The organism is Thermococcus henrietii (assembly GCF_900198835.1).
GTDB classification, from domain to species: Archaea; Methanobacteriota_B; Thermococci; order Thermococcales; family Thermococcaceae; genus Thermococcus; species Thermococcus henrietii.
Genome location: NZ_LT900021.1, coordinates 442,183 through 457,711 on the forward strand (window position 1 = coordinate 442,183; position 15,529 = coordinate 457,711).

Here is a 15,529-nt window from a genome sequence, read left to right on the forward strand (position 1 = left end):
TCCGCAGAGGATACGGAGGTGAGGGAGTGATAGAGATAACCTTCCTCGGAAGCGGGGGCGGGAGGTTCATCACAATAACCCAGTTCCGCTCCACGGGGGGATTCCACATAAGGGCGAGCAGGAACGTTTACGTCGACCCCGGACCGGGAGCGCTCGTCAGGAGCTGGCGCTACAAGCTCGACCCGAGGAGGCTCGATGCTATCTTCGTCTCCCACAGGCACGTTGACCACTGCAACGACCTCGAGGTCATGGTCGAGGCCATGACAGGCGGTGCGCTCAAGAAGAGGGGAACGCTGATAGCTTCGAAGAGCGTCGTCTATGGCGACGAGACTCATACACCTGCGATAAGCAAGTACCACATTGAGGTTCTTGAGAGCGTCCACACGCCAGAGCCGGGCAACAAGATAGCGATAGGCGAGGAGGAGTTCCTCATAACGCCGAGCCAGCACTCGGACCCCACAACCATCGGCTTCCGCATGAAGACCGCCTACGGCGACATCTCCTACATTCCCGACACGGCCTACTTCGACGGCCTGATAGAGTGGCACGACGGGGCGAGAGTTCTCATAGCTGCCATAACGCGCCCGAGGGACATGGGAATTCCCTACCACCTCAGCACCGACGATGCCGTTGAGATGCTCAAGAGCATGGAGAAAAAGCCGGAAGTCCTGATAATGAGCCACATCGGCATGAAGATGCACTTCGCCAACCCCTACAAGGAGGCAAAGTACATCGAAACTGTAACGGGCGTCAAGACCTACGTCGCAAAGGAGGGCTTTAAGGTCATGATAGATAAAAGGGAAATAGCCGTCAGGACCCTTCGACCCGCGCGCTTCGTTTGAGCTTTTCCACTTCTTTTGCAACCGTTTTATAAGCTAACTCGAAGAGCTCGTCCCTTCTCTTTTCGCTCGGCCCCTCGACGACGACGCGAATCTTCGGCTCCGTCCCGCTCGGCCTGACGAGAACCCACGAGCCGTCCCTCAGCTGGAAGCGGTAGCCCGAAATCGTGAGGACTTCTTTGATTTCCTCCCCTAAGGCCTTCTCAAGCTCCTCTCTGGCCCTCTCGACGACCTTCCCCTTGAGTTCGTCCGGGCACGGAACGTTCTCCTTCCTCAAGTAATAGACCGGAATCTCCGAGACGAGCTTCGAGAGCGGGCCGTTCTCGTCAATCATCCTAATCAGGAGCGCCATCGTCACGAAGCTGTCAATCCAGTTGCCGAACTTTGGATGGACGAGCTTCCAGGGCTCGCCGGCGAAGATGGCGTTGTAGCGTTTTATGCCGTCGTGGGGCTGGCCGAGGGGAACGCGTACAACCTTCCCTCCGGCCTTTTCAACCACCTCATCAATCCTCGACCCGGTGTTTATCGACGTAACAACCGTTCCCCCGCCGTTTTCTTCAACGTAGTGCTTGGCGAAGAGCGCTATTACTGTATCCTCGTCAACGTAGTTACCCCTCTCGTCGAAGACCGCTATCCTGTCGGCGTCGCCGTCCTGAGCTATTGCCAAATCGACGCCGAGTTCTTTAACAAGCTCCCCGAGGTAGGCGATGTTTTCATAGCGGGGCTCTGGCTTCCTTCCCGGGAAGTGGCCGTCAACGTGGGCGTTCACGCTTATAACCTTGGCCCCCATCTCGCGGAGCAGGTAAGGAGCCAAAACGCTCCCGGAGCCGTTGGCCCCGTCGTAGAGGACTTTAAGGTCCGTCTCGTGGTTTACGAAGTCGAGAACCGCTCCGATGTAGTCGTTTATAACGTCGAGGGATTTAACCGTTTTAATCTCGTTCCACTCTGCCTTCCTGAAGTTCCCGGAGAAGATTATCTCCTCAAGCTCCCCCTCCTGCTCGACGTAGAATTCCGTCCCGTCGCCGTTGAAGACCTTTATCCCGTTGTCGGTCGGGGGATTGTGGGAGGCTGTAATCATAACTCCAGCGTCGCCGTGCTCTCTCGTTGCCCAGGCTAAAGCTGGAGTTGGAATCAAATCGGCATCTAAAACCTCCATCCCGCTCGCGAGCAGACCGCTTATCAGAGCGTTCTTGAGCATGATGCTTGAAGTCCTCCCGTCCCTCGCGACGACCGCTTTTCCGCTCCTGTAAGTTCCAACGGCCATTCCGACCTTCAACGCAAGCTCGGGCGTCACCTTCTCCCAGAGCCTTCCCCGAATCCCCGCGGTGCCGAAGAGCTTCATACCACCACCGGCTTTAGTTCGCTCACGGCTTATAAACGTATATCGCCAGTCCTTTATAGTTCACGAGCCTCATCTGTTTGGGCACGGAGTCACCGCTCAGGGGCAGAATCACGAGGGGAACGCCGGTTTTTTTGCTCAGCTCGACGATGGGCTTCATTATCTCGGGCGTCGGCCTTACTGAGTAGAGAACCACCGCGTCCCTGTAAAGGCTGACCCTCGGCCTGAAGAGGTCGTCGCGGACCGCTTTTATGCCAGCTTTCTTCGCGTTCTCAACGGCTCTCTCGTTCCAGTCTATCGCCAGAACGTCGTAGCCGAGCTCGGTCAGCCTTAAAGCCACTTTCGTCTGGAAGCCTATGCCGAGCTCAACAGCCTTTCCCCTGGGGAAGTTCTCGGCTATGAAATCGGCGAGGGTTTCGAGCATGATTTTGACCCCGTTTCCACCTCTTAAACGCCCCTTAAAAAAGGTTTGAAGCCAAAAGTTTTATACACCTACCGTGACCATATACCACTAAAGATGAATAAACTATCGTTAGTGAAAGACAGGGGGAAGTAAAATGAGGGAGGAGGAAATCATTGAGAAGCTCCAGAAGCTCGGACTCACGAAGTACGAGAGCTTAGCGTACATAACCCTTCTCAAGCTCGGCCCGAGCAAGGCCACCGACATAACCAAGGAGAGCGGAATTCCGCACACGAGGGTCTACGACGTCCTCAGCTCGCTCCACAGGAAGGGCTTCGTTGACGTTATGCACGGGACTCCGAGGCTCTACCGCCCGGTTAACCCCGAGGTCGTCCTCGAGCGCATAAAGGAGGAGTTCATTGAGGACATTGAGAAGCTCAAGGAGGCGTTCGTCGAGCTCTACAAGCAGACCCACGGGCAGGAGTTGCCCGAGATATGGACGATTCTCGGCTTCGACAACACCCTTGAGAGGGTTCAGCACATAATAAGGACCGCCCGCTACGAGGTTCTAATCAACACGCCCTACGAGTTCCTCGAGCTTCTCAGACGGGACATAAAGGCCAGGAAGGACGTAATCTTCGTGATAATCACAAACCTGCCCGATGAAATCCCCGACTGGCTCAAGGCGGACAACATACTCCTCGCGAGAACCGGCGGTGCCCCCTGGCTCATGGCGAGCTGGATAATCGGCGACGCGGACTACTCGATATTCTTCGGCGCGATTCCCAAGGACAAGAGGCGGGAGAAGTTCTACTCCTTCTGGGCCAAGAGCCCCAGGGCGGTCTTCCAGTACATGCACTGGTTCTACACGATTTACTTCGACAACAGCGAGGTGGTCAAACCCATCAACTACGAGGCCCTCTCAAAGCCCCTGACCCTCGTGAACGTCAGGACCCTTATCACGATACTCAAACACGTTGGCCTTCCGAGGGAGGCCGAAATCGTTGGAAAGCTCGTCGATACGAGGGAGCCGGTGGAGCTCCACGGGAAGATTGTTGACTACGAGTACACCCCGCTCGTGGCCAACGTCACAATCGAGGCCGGTGGCAACCGCTGGAAGGTCGGCGGAATAAGCAGTTACGTCGAGGACGTCGAGGGCGAGAAGTTCATACTCCTTGAGTGATGCCTATGCGCGTCCTCATACTCTCTTTCGAATACCTGCCGGTTAAGGTCGGTGGTTTGGCGGAGGCCGTTACGAGCATAGCTGAAGGTCTTGTCGAGCTCGGCAACGAGGTAATCGTCTTCACCCCCGACCATGGGCGGAACCTCGGTGAGCCGTTTCTCACTTTCAGGCTCTCCTTTGAGGGCAGGACCGTCGAGGTAACCGCCAGAAAGAGGGAGCAGAACGGGGTCACGGTTTACACGCTCTCCGGAGACCTCCTCGACACCGACGTTTACCCCGACTGGGAGACCCTCCTCAGGAAGGCCGTCCTCTTCGGCAAAGCTTCGGCCGGTCTGCTCAACCACCTTATCGGGACCTTTAAGCCCGATGTCGTTCACGCCCACGACTGGCACACCGTCTTCGCCCTCGGACTTTTGAAGAAGTACTTCTCTCCCAAAGCCGTTTTCACGGTCCACAGGCTCAACAAGGCCAGGATTCCAGCGGGCTACTTCCACGAGGCCAACCTTGGTGAGCTCGCGCCTTACCCCGAGATAGACCCCGAGCACACCGCCTGCTACATAGCCGACGCGGTAACGACCGTTAGCAAAAGCTACCTCCTCGAGGAATGGGACTTCTTCAGGAACTTTGACGGCAAGGTGACGCACGTCTTCAACGGCATAGACTGCTCCTTCTGGAGCGAGGAGCTCCTTGAGAACGCCGATAGGCCGAGGGAGGGGCGGAGACGGCTAATCCTCCAACGCTTTGGTTTGAGTGACGGAAAGGCCTTCATGTTCATCGGTCGCTTCGACAGGGCCCAGAAGGGCGTTGACACGCTCCTAAGGGCGATAGAGATACTCTCCGGGGACCCGTCTTTTAAGGAGATGCGCTTCATTATCGTCGGCAAGGGCGACCCGGGATTAGAGGCCTGGGCCAAAGCCGTTGAGAACCGCTTCCCTGAGAACGTCAAGGTAATCACCGACGTCCTGCCGAGGGAAACCGTCCGCGAGCTGTACGGCTCGGTGGACTTCGTGGTGATTCCGTCTTACTTTGAGCCCTTTGGATTGGTTCAGCTTGAGGCGATGTGCCTCGGGGCGATTCCAATAGCGAGCGCCGTCGGTGGACTCAAGGACACGATAATAGACCTCAACATAGACCCTGAGAACGCCACCGGAATACTCGTCCCGCCGAGAGATGCATTCGCCCTCGCGAGGGCCATGGTTTCGGCTAAAGAGCTCAACGAAGGAACCCTCGCAAGGCTCCGTGAGAACGCCAAGAAGCGCGCGAGAAAGGACTTCGCCTGGGAGAAGGCCTGCAGGCGCTACCTGCTCGTTTACACAGGAGCAGTGGACAAGGCGATGCCCTTCCTGCTCTAACGCCAGCCGAATTTGGCTAAAAACTTCCTCTTCAGCCTTTTTATCGTCCCTGAAACTCCGAGCGTCCTGAAGATTGCCTTCGAGCCGTTTATCTCCGTCACAAGGGTTAGGGCAAACCTGAGCTCCTCGACGTGCTTTCTGTCAACCCTGACGATTCCGGTCTGGCTCTTCTCATCGAAGCGTATGAACCAGGGCTTTGCTTTAGCCGAGCCGAGGACTCCGAGCGTTGAGAGGCTTGCCTCCCATATCGCCCTCTTGACCTCGTCCTTCCGGAAGGGCCTCTCCCCAATCAGCTGGAAGGCTATGTAGCGGTGCTTCTCGCGGAGTGTAGGGGGCAGATACTTTGGCTTCTCCCTCATAGGCATCGGACAACTTTGCCCGCCAACGTTTTTAAGGCCTGCCCCCGGGTTAGGGTTGGCGAGGTGTTGGCATGGTATGGGAGACCCCTTACTTCTCATACGCCGTGAGGGAACTTCCGAAGGGCTGTGGGCTCTGCGTTAGGGGTGAGAAGCTCGTCCTCTTCACCACAGGGAAGTGTCCGAGGGACTGCTTCTACTGCCCGCTGAGCCCTTGGAGGAGGGAAGATGTTGTTTACGCCAACGAGAGACCCGTTAAGAGCGTTGATGACGTCATCGAGGAGGTGATGATTCAGGAGGCAAAGGGCGCGGGCGTCACCGGCGGGGACCCCCTCGCGAGGCTCGACAGAACGGTTCAATACATACGCGCCCTCAAGGAGGCCTTTGGTGAGGACTTTCACGTCCACCTCTACACCACCGGCGCTTTAGCGACCAAGAAGAACCTCGAAAAGCTCTACGATGCAGGCCTTGACGAGATACGCTTCCACCCCGACCTCTTCAATCCCAACTCGAAGCTCTTCAAGGTGGAAATAGAGAACATAAAGAACGCCTTCGACTTCGACTGGGACATCGGCGGGGAGATTCCCTCCGTCCCGGGCCAGTTCGAGAGGATGAAGTGGTACGCCGAATTCCTCGACAGCCTCGGTGCGAAGTTCCTCAACGTGAACGAGCTGGAGTTCAGCGAGACCAACCTCAGAAACCTTCTCGACAGGGGGTACCGGCCGATAAGCGACGAGAGCTCGGCCATAAAGGGTTCGCTTGAACTCGGGCTTAAACTCCTCGAGTGGGGTGAGGAAAACACCTCGCTGAGCTACCACCTCTGCACCGCGAAGCTCAAGGACGCCGTCCAGCTCAGGAACCGGTTGAGGAGAATGGCGAGGAGCGTGGCTAAGCCATACATGGAAATCACCGAAGACGGAACGCTCCGCTTTGGGATTGCCGAATACGACGACCTGGACGAGCTTTACGAGTTCCTCGTCAGCGAGGCCGAGGTTCCGGAGGAATGGCTCCACGTGAACAAGGAAAAGGGCAGAATTGAGATGCCCGAGGAGGTGGCTTTAGAGCTGGCCGAGGCCATCGAAGGCGACGTGAGGTTCTTCATCGTCGAGGAGTACCCGACCTTCGACCGGATTGAGGTCGAGAGGATTCCTTTACCCTGAATTTCTCCTGAGTTCCTCTTTTGAGTTGTTACTTATGGGGGCGTAAGTAACTTACGGGGGCGTAAGTTGTAAGGGCTTCGAAAAGGTTATTTACCCCCGGGAATATTAACGGCCATGCGGGTCTTTGTTAGGGACTACCTCCTCCCATGGGCGTTCATCGTCGTATTTTGGCTCGTCCTCTGGCTTCTCATCCCCCCAATGAGGGAACATCTAAACGCCGTGAACATCTTCGCGGTTTTCCTCCTTCTCATTCCGTTTCTCCTCGTGGCGCTTCACTTCGTTGGTAAGACCCTCGAACGCTACGGCTACTCGCGGGAAGACATCAGAAGATTGCCCGAGATAATCGAGAAAACCCACGGCAGGCTCTACTTTCCAAAAGAGGTGTTTAATATCATCGGCGACGCCATTATCTTCTGGGGACTCTTTGCGTGGGTTCTTCTGGCGACTGGAGACCCGATAATGGGACTTTTAAGCGGAGTCGCGATGTTTGCTGAAATCTTCGCCTTCTTCGTTCTTTTCGTCTCGATGGTCATTTGGGTTATTATCTTTCCCCACTCCCTTTACAGGCTCTTTACCGGGAGGGAACCCAGCAGGGACTTCCTGATTGAGCTGATAAGACAGAACCTTGTCCTCACGGCAATCCTCGTCGCGGTCAGGCTCATAGCACTCCATTCAAACTATCCGGCGGGTGATGATTTAATCGGGAAGATGATGGCCTTTGGACGGAAAACGGAGTTGGTAAGCCTGCTCCTTGAACTTTCTGGGCTGAACTTTCTCTTTGGCATTGTTAGCCTCTACGGGTCGAGGAAGAGCAGAAAGCTGACGGCGCTGGCGCTGACGGTCATCGTGTTCCTTCAGCTGTGGGTCGCGTGGAGGATTGTGGCGGACAAACTTTAAATATTTCGTGCATGCATGCACTTATAGGTGGTGCCGTTGGGCAAGACGATAACGATAGCGGATGACGTTTACTACGAGCTCGTCAAGATGAAGGGGAACAAGAGCTTTTCCGAGCTTTTGAGAGAGCTCATAGGCAAGAAAAAGAAGGGCAATCTCGACGTGCTGATGATTGCCTTCGGGACGATGACGGAAGAGGAGGCCAAGGAATTTGAGAAGGAAATGAAGGAGGTTGAGGAATGGTTGAACTCTTGGACACCAGCGTGGTAATTGAACTGTTCAAGGGCAATCGGAGGGTTTCAATGCAACTCCCAGAAGATGCCGAGTATGCTCTCCCTTCGATAGTGCTCTTTGAGCTCCTCTGCGGAAAGCTCAAACCCCGACAGAGGCTGGCCCTTGAAAAGATGCCTGTGCTGAACTTTGATAGGGCAAGTGCGGAGATTGCGGGCGAGATATTCAGAGACCTGATGTCCAAGGGTCTGAGACCTCCAACAAAGGACCTTCTCATAGCTTCCACTGCCATAGCCCACAATGCGACGCTCTACACCTGCGATGAGGACTTCAAACGCTTCGAGGAGTACGGATTGAAGGTGAAAATTTTGGAAAAGTGATGCGGCTGAATGGAAAAGAAAAAGCAAAAGCCCAACCAGTGTACTCGGGCTCTACGGTCCTCTCAGGATTAGCTTAACCACGGGGTCGGCCAGTCGGTACTCCCCGTTCTCCTCCTCAATCCACCCCATTTTCTTCAGGTTCTTGAGAAGTTCGTACAGCCTCGGTTCTGGAGTCTTCATACCCTTCACGGCGAGGTAGTCCCTTATCAGGCTCCACCTGTTGTAGCCGAGGGCTACCGCCCGTAAAATCTCCTTGTACCTCCTGCTCCTCCTTTCAAGCTCCCCCAGCTCACCGAACAGCAGGCCCTTTGCAACGTTAAGCGTCGCCTCCATTGCCTTTTCGAAGTCTTTCGTTTCAAGGTATTTCACGCCGAAGAGGACGAGCCAGCCAGGGATTCCGTCAAGGATTGATACGGCGCGGTCTATGGTCTCCTCAGACACATCAAGGCCAGCTTCTCTAAAGCCTGTTCTCAGGAACTCCTTTGAGGTTTTTCCGTCGAAGGGCCTGACGTAGATTTCGCCTCCAACCCTTCCGTAAAGCGGGCTCTCGTAGTCGTCTATGCCAAGAAAGTCGTGGAGCAGGCCGACTTCCGAGCCGGTCAGGATAATCCTGAGGTTCGGCAGACTGTCGTAGGCGTGGGCAAACAAAGCTAAGAGCTCCTTCCCGCCCCGTGAGCCGTAGAAGCGCAGGTACTGGGCCTCGTCAAAGGCTATTATGAACCTCCCCGTTTTCTCGCCGACTTCGTTCAGCTCCCTGAAGACCTCCCTCAGCGAGGCGTTCTCTGGTTCTATCTCAAGAAACCGAAGGTTCAGCTTTACCCTGAACCGGGCAAGGGTTCTCCGGAGGGGTCCCCTTTTCGACTGAATTTCCCTTATGAGATCTTCCTTCGTTATGTGCCCGCTCTCGGCGTAGAGCTCCCTGCAGTCTATCAGAATCCCGGGATTCTCGTTGAGGTAAGCCCTTAGTATCGAGCTCTTGCCCACGCGCCTTATTCCGAGCAGAAGGGTTAGAGGATACCTCTCGACGCTTTTCTCAAGCTCCTCGAACTCTTTCTCCCTGTCAAAAATCTCCTCTCTCCTCTCCTTTGGCCTGAGGTCGAACAGCACTTACGCCACCGTAAGTAACTTACTGGGGCATAAGTTATAAGGGTTTCGAAAGGGTTATTTGCCTGGGAATATTAGGACGCCTGCCTTTGAAAGAAACAAAAATTGCGTGGGGGATTGTTTTTGGTTAGAACGAAAGAGAATAAGAAAGTAAAAATCACCCCACCTTCTCAATCCCTATCTTCGCCTGAACCTCGGGCCACTCGACGACGTAGCCCTTCGCCTCGCCGAAGACCACCTCAGTCGCCCTGGTTTCCTTCTTTATGTAGTCGAGGTTCTCCTCGAGCAGTTCGCGGTTCTCGTCGGTGGTCTCTATGGTGACGGCGATTCTGTCGTTCACGTCCAAATCAAGGCGCTTGCGCATCTCCTGTATCCTTCTGACGAACTCCCTGGCGAGGCCTTCGGCGAGGAGCTCCCTGGTGAGGGTCTTGTCCACGAAGACCCTTCCACCCTCGAACTCCTCGCTAACGAAGAAGTCAGGCAGTTTCTCCTCGACTGTCAGGTGTTCCCTCGTGAGGTGGAATGTCTTTCCTTCGAGTTCAACGTCCATCTCGCCCTTCTCGTAGAGCTCCTTTCCGTGCTCGTTTATCCACGCTATCACGAGTTTGGCGTCGCCCTTGAACTCCGGACCAACTTTCGCGAAGTTCGGCTTGATGACGAGCTCGCGCTCGACCTTTCCGACGACCACTTCTTTGGCGTTGAGTTGGTCGCGCAGGATTCTGTTGAGCCTCTCAACGGCCTTCTTTACTGTCTCGTCCTCGGTCTCGACGATTATCCTCCTGACCGGGTAGCGGAGCTTTATCTTGGCCCTTTGCCTGGCGCTTGAGCCCGCTTCGACTATCTTCCTTACCGCTTCCATCTCGCGCTCGAGCTCCTCGTCTATCGCGTTTTCGTCGGGCTTCGGCCAGTCGAGCATGTGGACGCTTTCCACGCCGAGGAACGGCCTGAGCATGTTCTGGTATATCTCCTCGGCTATGTAGGGCGTGAACGGAGCCATCAGCCTCAGCAGGACGTCGAAGACCTTCCAGACGGTGTAGTAAGAGGCCAGCTTGTCCGGGTCGTCGCCTTCAACCCACATGCGCTTCCTGATTAGGCGAACGTACCACCTGCTCAGGTCCTCGACGACGAAGTTGTATATCGCTCTCGTCGCTTTCGTCAGCCTGAAGGTCTCTATACCCTCTTCGACGTCCTTTATGAGCCCGTTGACCCTGCTGAGTATCCACCTGTCCTCCTCGCGGAACGGAAGCTCCTCGGGCTTGAGCTTGGTCGGGTCGAAGTTGTCGAGGCTCATGTAGGTGGCGCTGAGCACGTAAACGTTCCAGAGTATATTGAGCATTCTCTTGACCTGAGCCAGTCCCTTCCAGCTGAAGCGGAGGTTCTCCCAGGGGTTGGTTGCCCAGAGCATGTAGAACCTGAACGGGTCCCTTCCCTCCCTCTGGACGACCTCCTCGGGCCTTATGATGTTGCCGAGGCTCTTGCTCATCTTGTCGCCCTTTTCATCTAGAACGTAGCCGTGCATGGCGACCGCTCTATACGGGACGGTGTCGAAGGCTATCACCGAAGCGGCCTGCTGGGAGTAGAACCACTTGGTGACCTGGTCTTCGCCCTCGACTATGAAGTCGGCCGGCCAGAGCTTCTCAAAGAGCTCCTTGTTCCTTGGATAGTCGAGCGAAGCCCAGCTCGCTATACCACTGTCGAACCAGACGTCAACGACGTCCCTGACGCGCTTCATCTCCTTGCCGTTGACCCTTATGATGAAGGCATCGACGTAGGGCCTGTGCAAGTCTTCTGGGCCAAGCTTCTCCTCTATGACCCTGAGCTTTTCGTTGTAGTCCTCCGGGAGTTCAACGCGCTCGCCGTTAACCTCTATCGCAACGGCGAGCTTGACAAGCTCCTCAAAGCTTCCAACGACGTATATCTCGCCGTCCTCGCTCTGCCATATCGGAAGCGGTATTCCCCAGTACCTCTGCCTGCTTATGACCCAGTCGCCAGAATTGAGAACGCCGTTGTCGTATCTGACCTTCACCCAGTCCGGATACCAGGTGACCTTCTCGTCGTTCTCCTTGATTATCTTGTCCTTGACTTTACTCACCTTGAGGAACCACTGGTCGGTCGCCCTGAAAATCAGCGGGGTCTTACAGCGCCAGCAGTGCGGGTACTTGTGTTCTATCGTTCCGGCCTTCACGAGGTAGCCCTTCTCCTTGAGGTGCTCGATTATCTCCGGGTCGGCGTCCTTGACGTAGACGCCCTTCCACCTGCCCTCGGTGTAGCGACCCTGGTCGTCGACCGGGCTGTAGACAGGCAGACCGTACTTCTGCCCGACCTCGAAGTCCTCCTCACCGTGGCCCGGCGCGGTGTGAACCAGTCCGGTACCGTCCTCAAGGGTTACATGCTCGCCGAGGATTACGCGGTGCGCCCACTCGTACTTCTCGCGGAACTCCCTCTGCCTCGGATACTCGTCGAGAAGGACGTGGGTATAGCGAATCCCCTCAAGCTCCTCGCCCTTGAACTCCTCGACCACCTCACCCTTGACCCCAACCTCGCTCAGAACGCGCTCGACGAGGGCCTTCGCGATTATCCAGTACTCCTCGCCGTTCTCGGTCTCGACCCTAACCCTCGCGTAGTCGTACTCGGGGTGAACGGTAACGGCTAAGTTGGCCGGAAGCGTCCAGGGTGTGGTAGTCCAGATGAGAAGATACTCTTTCTCCTTTCCTTCAACCGGGAACTTGACGTAGATGCTCGGGTCCTTCCTGACCTTGTACTCACCGCGAACCTCGTGCTCGGCCAGAGCGGTTTCACAGCGCGGGCACCAGTGCAAAACCCTCTTGTCCTTTTCCAAAAGCCCCTTCTCCCAGGCTTTCTTGAGGGTAAACCAGCCCGATTCGATGTACTCGTTCTTTATCGTCATGTAGGGGTTGTCCCAGTCCATCCAGATTCCGAGCATCTTGAACTGCTCGGTCATGACCTTGAGGTTGTTAAGGGCGAACTCCTTACACTTCTTGATGAAGTTGTCAACGCCTATCTCGGTCTCGATGTCCTTCTTGGTTTTGAGTCCAAGGGCCTGCTCGACCTTGACCTCTATCGGCAGGCCGTGCATGTCGAAGCCCGGCTGTCTGCGAACGTTGTAGCCCTGCATCGTCCTGAAGCGGATTATCATGTCCTTGATTATCTTGTTCCAGGCCGTTCCAAGGTGTATTGCACCGCTCACGTACGGCGGTCCGTCGAGGAAGTAGTACTTCGGGCCGTTCGCCCTGCTGGCCTTGACCTTCTCGTAGGTGTCGTTCTCCTTCCAAAAGGCCTCTATCTTCTCCTCCAGCTTGCCTGGGTTGTATTCCCTAAACTCCGGCTCCTTAATCATCCCAGAACCCTCCAGAAGTGATAGTTAAGGCTAACCCAGAAGAGGGCTCAAGCCTCGAAACGGGCGGAGCGAAGGATAAAACACTCCCCCCTCATGGGTATCGGGGCAGAGTTGGGAAGTTAGCTTATAAGGTTTTCTGCCAAGCCGTTTCGGTGGTGGCATGAGAATCGCGGTCGGCTCTACCAATCCGACGAAGGTTAAGGCCGTTGAGAACGTGATGCAGAGGATTTACGGCGACGTTGATGTGGTCGGCGTTGAAGTTGACAGCGGGGTTTCAGACCAGCCGATTGGAATCGAGGAGATAGCGAGGGGTGCTATAAACAGGGCGAAGAGGGCTTTGGAGAAGACCAACGCTGACCTTGGCGTCGGAATTGAGGCCGGAATCTACCCCTTCCCCGGGACGCTGACGGGCTACCTCGACGTTCAGGTCTGCGCAGTTGTTAGTCCCGACGGGAGGATAACGATAGGCCACAGCCCTGGCTTTGAGTATCCGCCTGTTGTAATCAAGAGAATCATTAAAGAGGGAGTTGAGGCAGGCGTGGCGATGGGCGAGCTCGTCAGAGACCCAGAACTCAAGAGGAAGGTCGGCGCGATAGGCGTTCTCAGCAAAGGATTGCTCACGAGAACCGAGCTCAACGAGATTGCAGTCCTGATGGCGATGATACCGAGACTGAATCAGGAGCTGTTCTTCGGGAGAAAATGAGGCTGTGCCCTCCCCGACCGTCCCCCGGTCACCCCTCCCGGAGGCGTGAGAGGGGAGGGCGGTTAAGGTTAGGCCGGTGAGAATTTTAAGCTTTTGCGGAACTCACGTGCAAACATTGCCAACGGTAGGGTTTTATAATCCGTCGCGGATAAAAAGAATGGGGAGAGTTATGGCGTCTGATGTGAGGGCGATTGAGTTAATGCTTAAGACCGACGAAGAGGCCAGGCGTTCGGTCAGTGAATGGATTGTCCAGCTCGCGAGGAAAATTCATGAGAAGCCTGAGGACATAGTGTGGTTTTTTGAGATGAAACGACTGATGAAGGAAGTTGAAAGGCTGGCCACTACCGTTACTGATGAAGAGCTTGAAAAGTGGGAGATAGAAATGGAAGAAGAACTGAGAAACTCTGAACCAGTAGAGCAGAGTCTTGAGACGTTGATGGAGATTGGCGAGAAGAGTTTTAGGAAGTTCAAGCGCATCGAGGCAAAGCTGAAGGGGCTGGGGGGCATTTGATAACCTATTAAAAATGGAAGTTTGTAAGAGAAGCCTTACGATGAAGCTTTCTCCTCGACCTGCCTCTCCTCCTCGGGCTCGCCCTTTCTCCTGCTCTCGTTCTTGATGACCTGTATCACGTAGTCTATGAACTTTCTGACCTCCTCAAGCTCCTCCTCTGGGATGTCCTGAATCTTCTTGTTCTTGCTCTTGTAGGTGAGCAGTTTGAGGAGCGCGAGCCTTCCAAGGGCCGTCCTCGTGCTTATCTCCCCGTTCTTCCAGTCGCGCCATATGGCGTTCGCTATGCCGTAGAACTCGGGGATGCTGTCGAGTCCCGGGTCTCCAACGTCTATGACCTCCTTTCCAAGGTACTTGTAGCGCTTCTCCTTCTCCTCCTTTGATAACTCCTTGGTGCGGTCCTTTATGTACTCGTGCACCATGACCATCACCTCCGCTTTAAGAATAGGTGGAAGTTTTTATTAACCTTTCGTTAGTTTTTCCTTATCTCGTTCCAAACGCCTGCCATTATGAGGAACGCGCCCGCCAGGGCCCTCCTCGTGAACCTCTCGCCGAGGAGGACGAAGGCCGACAGAGAACCGAAGATTGGTTCCATCGAATAGATGAGAGCCGCCTTGTATGCTGTCGTGTGCTTCTGGTACTTGACCTGAAGGGTGAAAGCCACAACCGTTCCGAAGACGGCCGTATAGAGCAGTCCGAGCCAGGGGAGCAGCTCCCTCGGAAAAACCTTGGGCTCGAACGCCAGAGCGAAGATTAAGGAAAAGACGAAGTTCCAGAAAATCTGCCAGAAGGCCAGGCTGAGGTAGTCCTTCTCGCCGAAGCGCTGGACGAGGACTATCTGAAATGCAAAGCTAACCGCGCAGAGGGCCGTTAGGAGGTCGCCGTAGCCGATGCTCGAGCTTGCCCCTGAGATGAGGTACAGCCCGGTAAGGGCGATGGCGAGCGACAGAACGTCTCTCGCTTTTACCCTTTCCCCGAGGAGGAAGTAGGCTATGAAGGGTGTGAACACGACGTAGAGAGACGTTATGAAGGCCGAGTTCGACGCGGTGGTGTACTTGAGGCCGACAATCTGGAAGCCGTGGCCAAAGAATAGTGTAAGCCCGAGGAGGAAGCCCTCGCGCAGAGTTTCCTTCCTGAGAACCTTCGAGCGGAAGAGGATTAGCATTAGAAGCGACGCGATACCGAAGCGATAAGCCAAGAAGAGAATCGGCGGAAGGTAGTCCAGACTGACCTTCATCGCCGGAAAGGTGAGGCCCCACATGGCGGTTATCGTGAGAAGTATGAGTTCGGCCCTCTTCATCGAGCCGAGTTGCTACCGGAATTTAAAAAGCTACTCCCCGGGTCCATTGATGCAGGACATGTTCATTGAAAGGAGCATCTCCACGTAACCGCTTTCGAGGTTCTCGCGGATTTTACCGGCCAGCTCTCTGAGCTCCTCCTCTTCAAGCGGTTTCTTCGTTTTCAGCCACTTTATCAGCCCGTCCCTCTTGTCGAGGATTACGACGTCTCCTTCGGTGATGAGCGGGACGTAGTTCATCTTTATTCCGTAAAGCTCCTCCGCGAAGGCCAGCTTCGCCCTCAGCAGTTCGAGGTAGTTGGCCAGCTCCTCCCCAAGGAGTTCCCTCAAGAGCCTTTTCATTCTCCCACCACATGTGCTTTGCTGGACAGCTTTATTAACCTATCGGGCAGATATGGGTAGGAAAAGGCGATAAGGGTTGAGGA

17 protein-coding genes are annotated in these 15,529 nt (G+C 55.2%); 9 read left to right on the forward strand and 8 right to left on the reverse strand.

All coding sequences use genetic code 11. The annotated features are described in order from the left end of the window. The first annotated feature begins 26 nt into the window (after positions 1–26). Positions 27–842 (forward strand): MBL fold metallo-hydrolase, encoded by an 816-nt coding sequence (locus CS910_RS02455; protein ID WP_099209577.1) that lies wholly within the window; start codon positions 27–29, stop codon positions 840–842. Here CS910_RS02455 and glmM read toward each other — a convergent pair. Further along, positions 811–2,181 (reverse strand): phosphoglucosamine mutase, encoded by a 1,371-nt coding sequence (gene glmM, locus CS910_RS02460; protein ID WP_099209578.1) that lies wholly within the window; start codon positions 2,179–2,181, stop codon positions 811–813. The genes CS910_RS02455 and glmM overlap by 32 nt on opposite strands. 22 nt (positions 2,182–2,203) lie before the next feature. After that, positions 2,204–2,602: a UPF0146 family protein gene (locus tag CS910_RS02465; protein WP_099209579.1), complete on the reverse strand. Its 399-nt coding sequence runs from the start codon at positions 2,600–2,602 to the stop codon at positions 2,204–2,206. Positions 2,603–2,735: 133 nt separating this feature from the next. Here CS910_RS02465 and CS910_RS02470 point away from each other — a divergent pair, with 133 nt between their 5' ends. After that, complete coding sequence (locus tag CS910_RS02470) at positions 2,736–3,761, forward strand: TrmB family transcriptional regulator (protein WP_099209580.1); 1,026 nt, start codon at positions 2,736–2,738, stop codon at positions 3,759–3,761. 5 nt (positions 3,762–3,766) lie between these two features. Beyond that, complete coding sequence (locus tag CS910_RS02475; protein WP_099209581.1) at positions 3,767–5,113, forward strand: glycogen synthase; 1,347 nt, start codon at positions 3,767–3,769, stop codon at positions 5,111–5,113. On the opposite strand, the gene CS910_RS02480 is transcribed toward CS910_RS02475, so the two are convergent. Beyond that, the gene (locus CS910_RS02480; protein WP_099212382.1) at positions 5,110–5,472 is read right to left on the reverse strand and encodes a ribonuclease P protein component 2; all 363 of its coding nucleotides are present in this window, start codon (positions 5,470–5,472) and stop codon (positions 5,110–5,112) included. The two genes, CS910_RS02475 and CS910_RS02480, sit on opposite strands and share 4 nt — an antisense overlap. A gap of 71 nt (positions 5,473–5,543) precedes the next feature. On the opposite strand from CS910_RS02480, the gene CS910_RS02485 reads away from it, so the two are divergent. From CS910_RS02485 to CS910_RS02500, 4 genes are all read left to right on the forward strand, one after another. Next, a complete protein-coding gene (locus CS910_RS02485) occupies positions 5,544–6,629 on the forward strand; it encodes a radical SAM protein (RefSeq protein ID WP_099209582.1) in 1,086 nt (361 codons plus the stop codon). Positions 6,630–6,743: 114 nt separating this feature from the next. Further along, positions 6,744–7,526 (forward strand): hypothetical protein, encoded by a 783-nt coding sequence (locus tag CS910_RS02490; RefSeq protein ID WP_099209583.1) that lies wholly within the window; start codon positions 6,744–6,746, stop codon positions 7,524–7,526. Between the two features lie 36 nt (positions 7,527–7,562). Continuing rightward, positions 7,563–7,793 (forward strand): antitoxin VapB family protein, encoded by a 231-nt coding sequence (locus CS910_RS02495; RefSeq protein WP_099209584.1) that lies wholly within the window; start codon positions 7,563–7,565, stop codon positions 7,791–7,793. Further along, positions 7,763–8,134 (forward strand): type II toxin-antitoxin system VapC family toxin, encoded by a 372-nt coding sequence (locus tag CS910_RS02500; RefSeq protein ID WP_099209585.1) that lies wholly within the window; start codon positions 7,763–7,765, stop codon positions 8,132–8,134. The genes CS910_RS02495 and CS910_RS02500 overlap by 31 nt, the downstream gene beginning before the upstream one ends. Before the next feature lie 51 nt (positions 8,135–8,185). Here CS910_RS02500 and CS910_RS02505 read toward each other — a convergent pair whose 3' ends face one another. Continuing rightward, positions 8,186–9,241 carry an AAA family ATPase gene (locus CS910_RS02505; protein ID WP_099209586.1) on the reverse strand — a complete coding sequence of 352 codons (1,056 nt, stop codon included), beginning with the start codon at positions 9,239–9,241 and terminating at the stop codon, positions 8,186–8,188. A gap of 154 nt (positions 9,242–9,395) precedes the next feature. Beyond that, positions 9,396–12,596 (reverse strand): isoleucine--tRNA ligase, encoded by a 3,201-nt coding sequence (gene ileS, locus CS910_RS02510; protein WP_099209587.1) that lies wholly within the window; start codon positions 12,594–12,596, stop codon positions 9,396–9,398. A gap of 160 nt (positions 12,597–12,756) precedes the next feature. Here ileS and yjjX point away from each other — a divergent pair, with 160 nt between their 5' ends. After that, a complete protein-coding gene (yjjX, locus tag CS910_RS02515) occupies positions 12,757–13,299 on the forward strand; it encodes an inosine/xanthosine triphosphatase (protein WP_099209588.1) in 543 nt (180 codons plus the stop codon). A 157-nt stretch (positions 13,300–13,456) separates the two neighbouring features. Beyond that, positions 13,457–13,810 carry a hypothetical protein gene (locus tag CS910_RS02520; RefSeq protein ID WP_145955337.1) on the forward strand — a complete coding sequence of 118 codons (354 nt, stop codon included), beginning with the start codon at positions 13,457–13,459 and terminating at the stop codon, positions 13,808–13,810. 35 nt (positions 13,811–13,845) lie between these two features. Here CS910_RS02520 and CS910_RS02525 read toward each other — a convergent pair whose 3' ends face one another. The 3 genes from CS910_RS02525 to CS910_RS02535 are packed head-to-tail and all read right to left on the reverse strand — an operon-like array spanning position 13,846 to position 15,446. After that, complete coding sequence (locus tag CS910_RS02525; RefSeq protein WP_099209590.1) at positions 13,846–14,229, reverse strand: hypothetical protein; 384 nt, start codon at positions 14,227–14,229, stop codon at positions 13,846–13,848. Positions 14,230–14,279: 50 nt separating this feature from the next. Continuing rightward, the gene (locus CS910_RS02530) at positions 14,280–15,107 is read right to left on the reverse strand and encodes a DMT family transporter (protein ID WP_099209591.1); all 828 of its coding nucleotides are present in this window, start codon (positions 15,105–15,107) and stop codon (positions 14,280–14,282) included. A 30-nt stretch (positions 15,108–15,137) separates the two neighbouring features. Continuing rightward, positions 15,138–15,446 (reverse strand): hypothetical protein, encoded by a 309-nt coding sequence (locus CS910_RS02535; protein ID WP_099209592.1) that lies wholly within the window; start codon positions 15,444–15,446, stop codon positions 15,138–15,140. Between the last annotated feature and the right edge of the window lie 83 nt (positions 15,447–15,529).

Coding starts and splice junctions, on each gene's coding strand:
- CS910_RS02530 (WP_099209591.1), bottom strand. CDS start 15,107: ATGAAGAGGGCCGAACTCATACTTCTCACGATAACCGCCATGTGGGGC.
- CS910_RS02475 (WP_099209581.1), top strand. CDS start 3,767: ATGCGCGTCCTCATACTCTCTTTCGAATACCTGCCGGTTAAGGTCGGT.
- yjjX (WP_099209588.1), top strand. CDS start 12,757: ATGAGAATCGCGGTCGGCTCTACCAATCCGACGAAGGTTAAGGCCGTT.
- CS910_RS02525 (WP_099209590.1), bottom strand. CDS start 14,229: ATGGTGCACGAGTACATAAAGGACCGCACCAAGGAGTTATCAAAGGAG.
- CS910_RS02485 (WP_099209582.1), top strand. CDS start 5,544: ATGGTATGGGAGACCCCTTACTTCTCATACGCCGTGAGGGAACTTCCG.
- CS910_RS02535 (WP_099209592.1), bottom strand. CDS start 15,446: ATGAAAAGGCTCTTGAGGGAACTCCTTGGGGAGGAGCTGGCCAACTAC.
- glmM (WP_099209578.1), bottom strand. CDS start 2,181: ATGAAGCTCTTCGGCACCGCGGGGATTCGGGGAAGGCTCTGGGAGAAG.
- CS910_RS02470 (WP_099209580.1), top strand. CDS start 2,736: ATGAGGGAGGAGGAAATCATTGAGAAGCTCCAGAAGCTCGGACTCACG.
- CS910_RS02520 (WP_145955337.1), top strand. CDS start 13,457: ATGGGGAGAGTTATGGCGTCTGATGTGAGGGCGATTGAGTTAATGCTT.
- CS910_RS02480 (WP_099212382.1), bottom strand. CDS start 5,472: ATGAGGGAGAAGCCAAAGTATCTGCCCCCTACACTCCGCGAGAAGCAC.
- CS910_RS02490 (WP_099209583.1), top strand. CDS start 6,744: ATGCGGGTCTTTGTTAGGGACTACCTCCTCCCATGGGCGTTCATCGTC.
- CS910_RS02465 (WP_099209579.1), bottom strand. CDS start 2,602: ATGCTCGAAACCCTCGCCGATTTCATAGCCGAGAACTTCCCCAGGGGA.
- ileS (WP_099209587.1), bottom strand. CDS start 12,596: ATGATTAAGGAGCCGGAGTTTAGGGAATACAACCCAGGCAAGCTGGAG.
- CS910_RS02500 (WP_099209585.1), top strand. CDS start 7,763: ATGGTTGAACTCTTGGACACCAGCGTGGTAATTGAACTGTTCAAGGGC.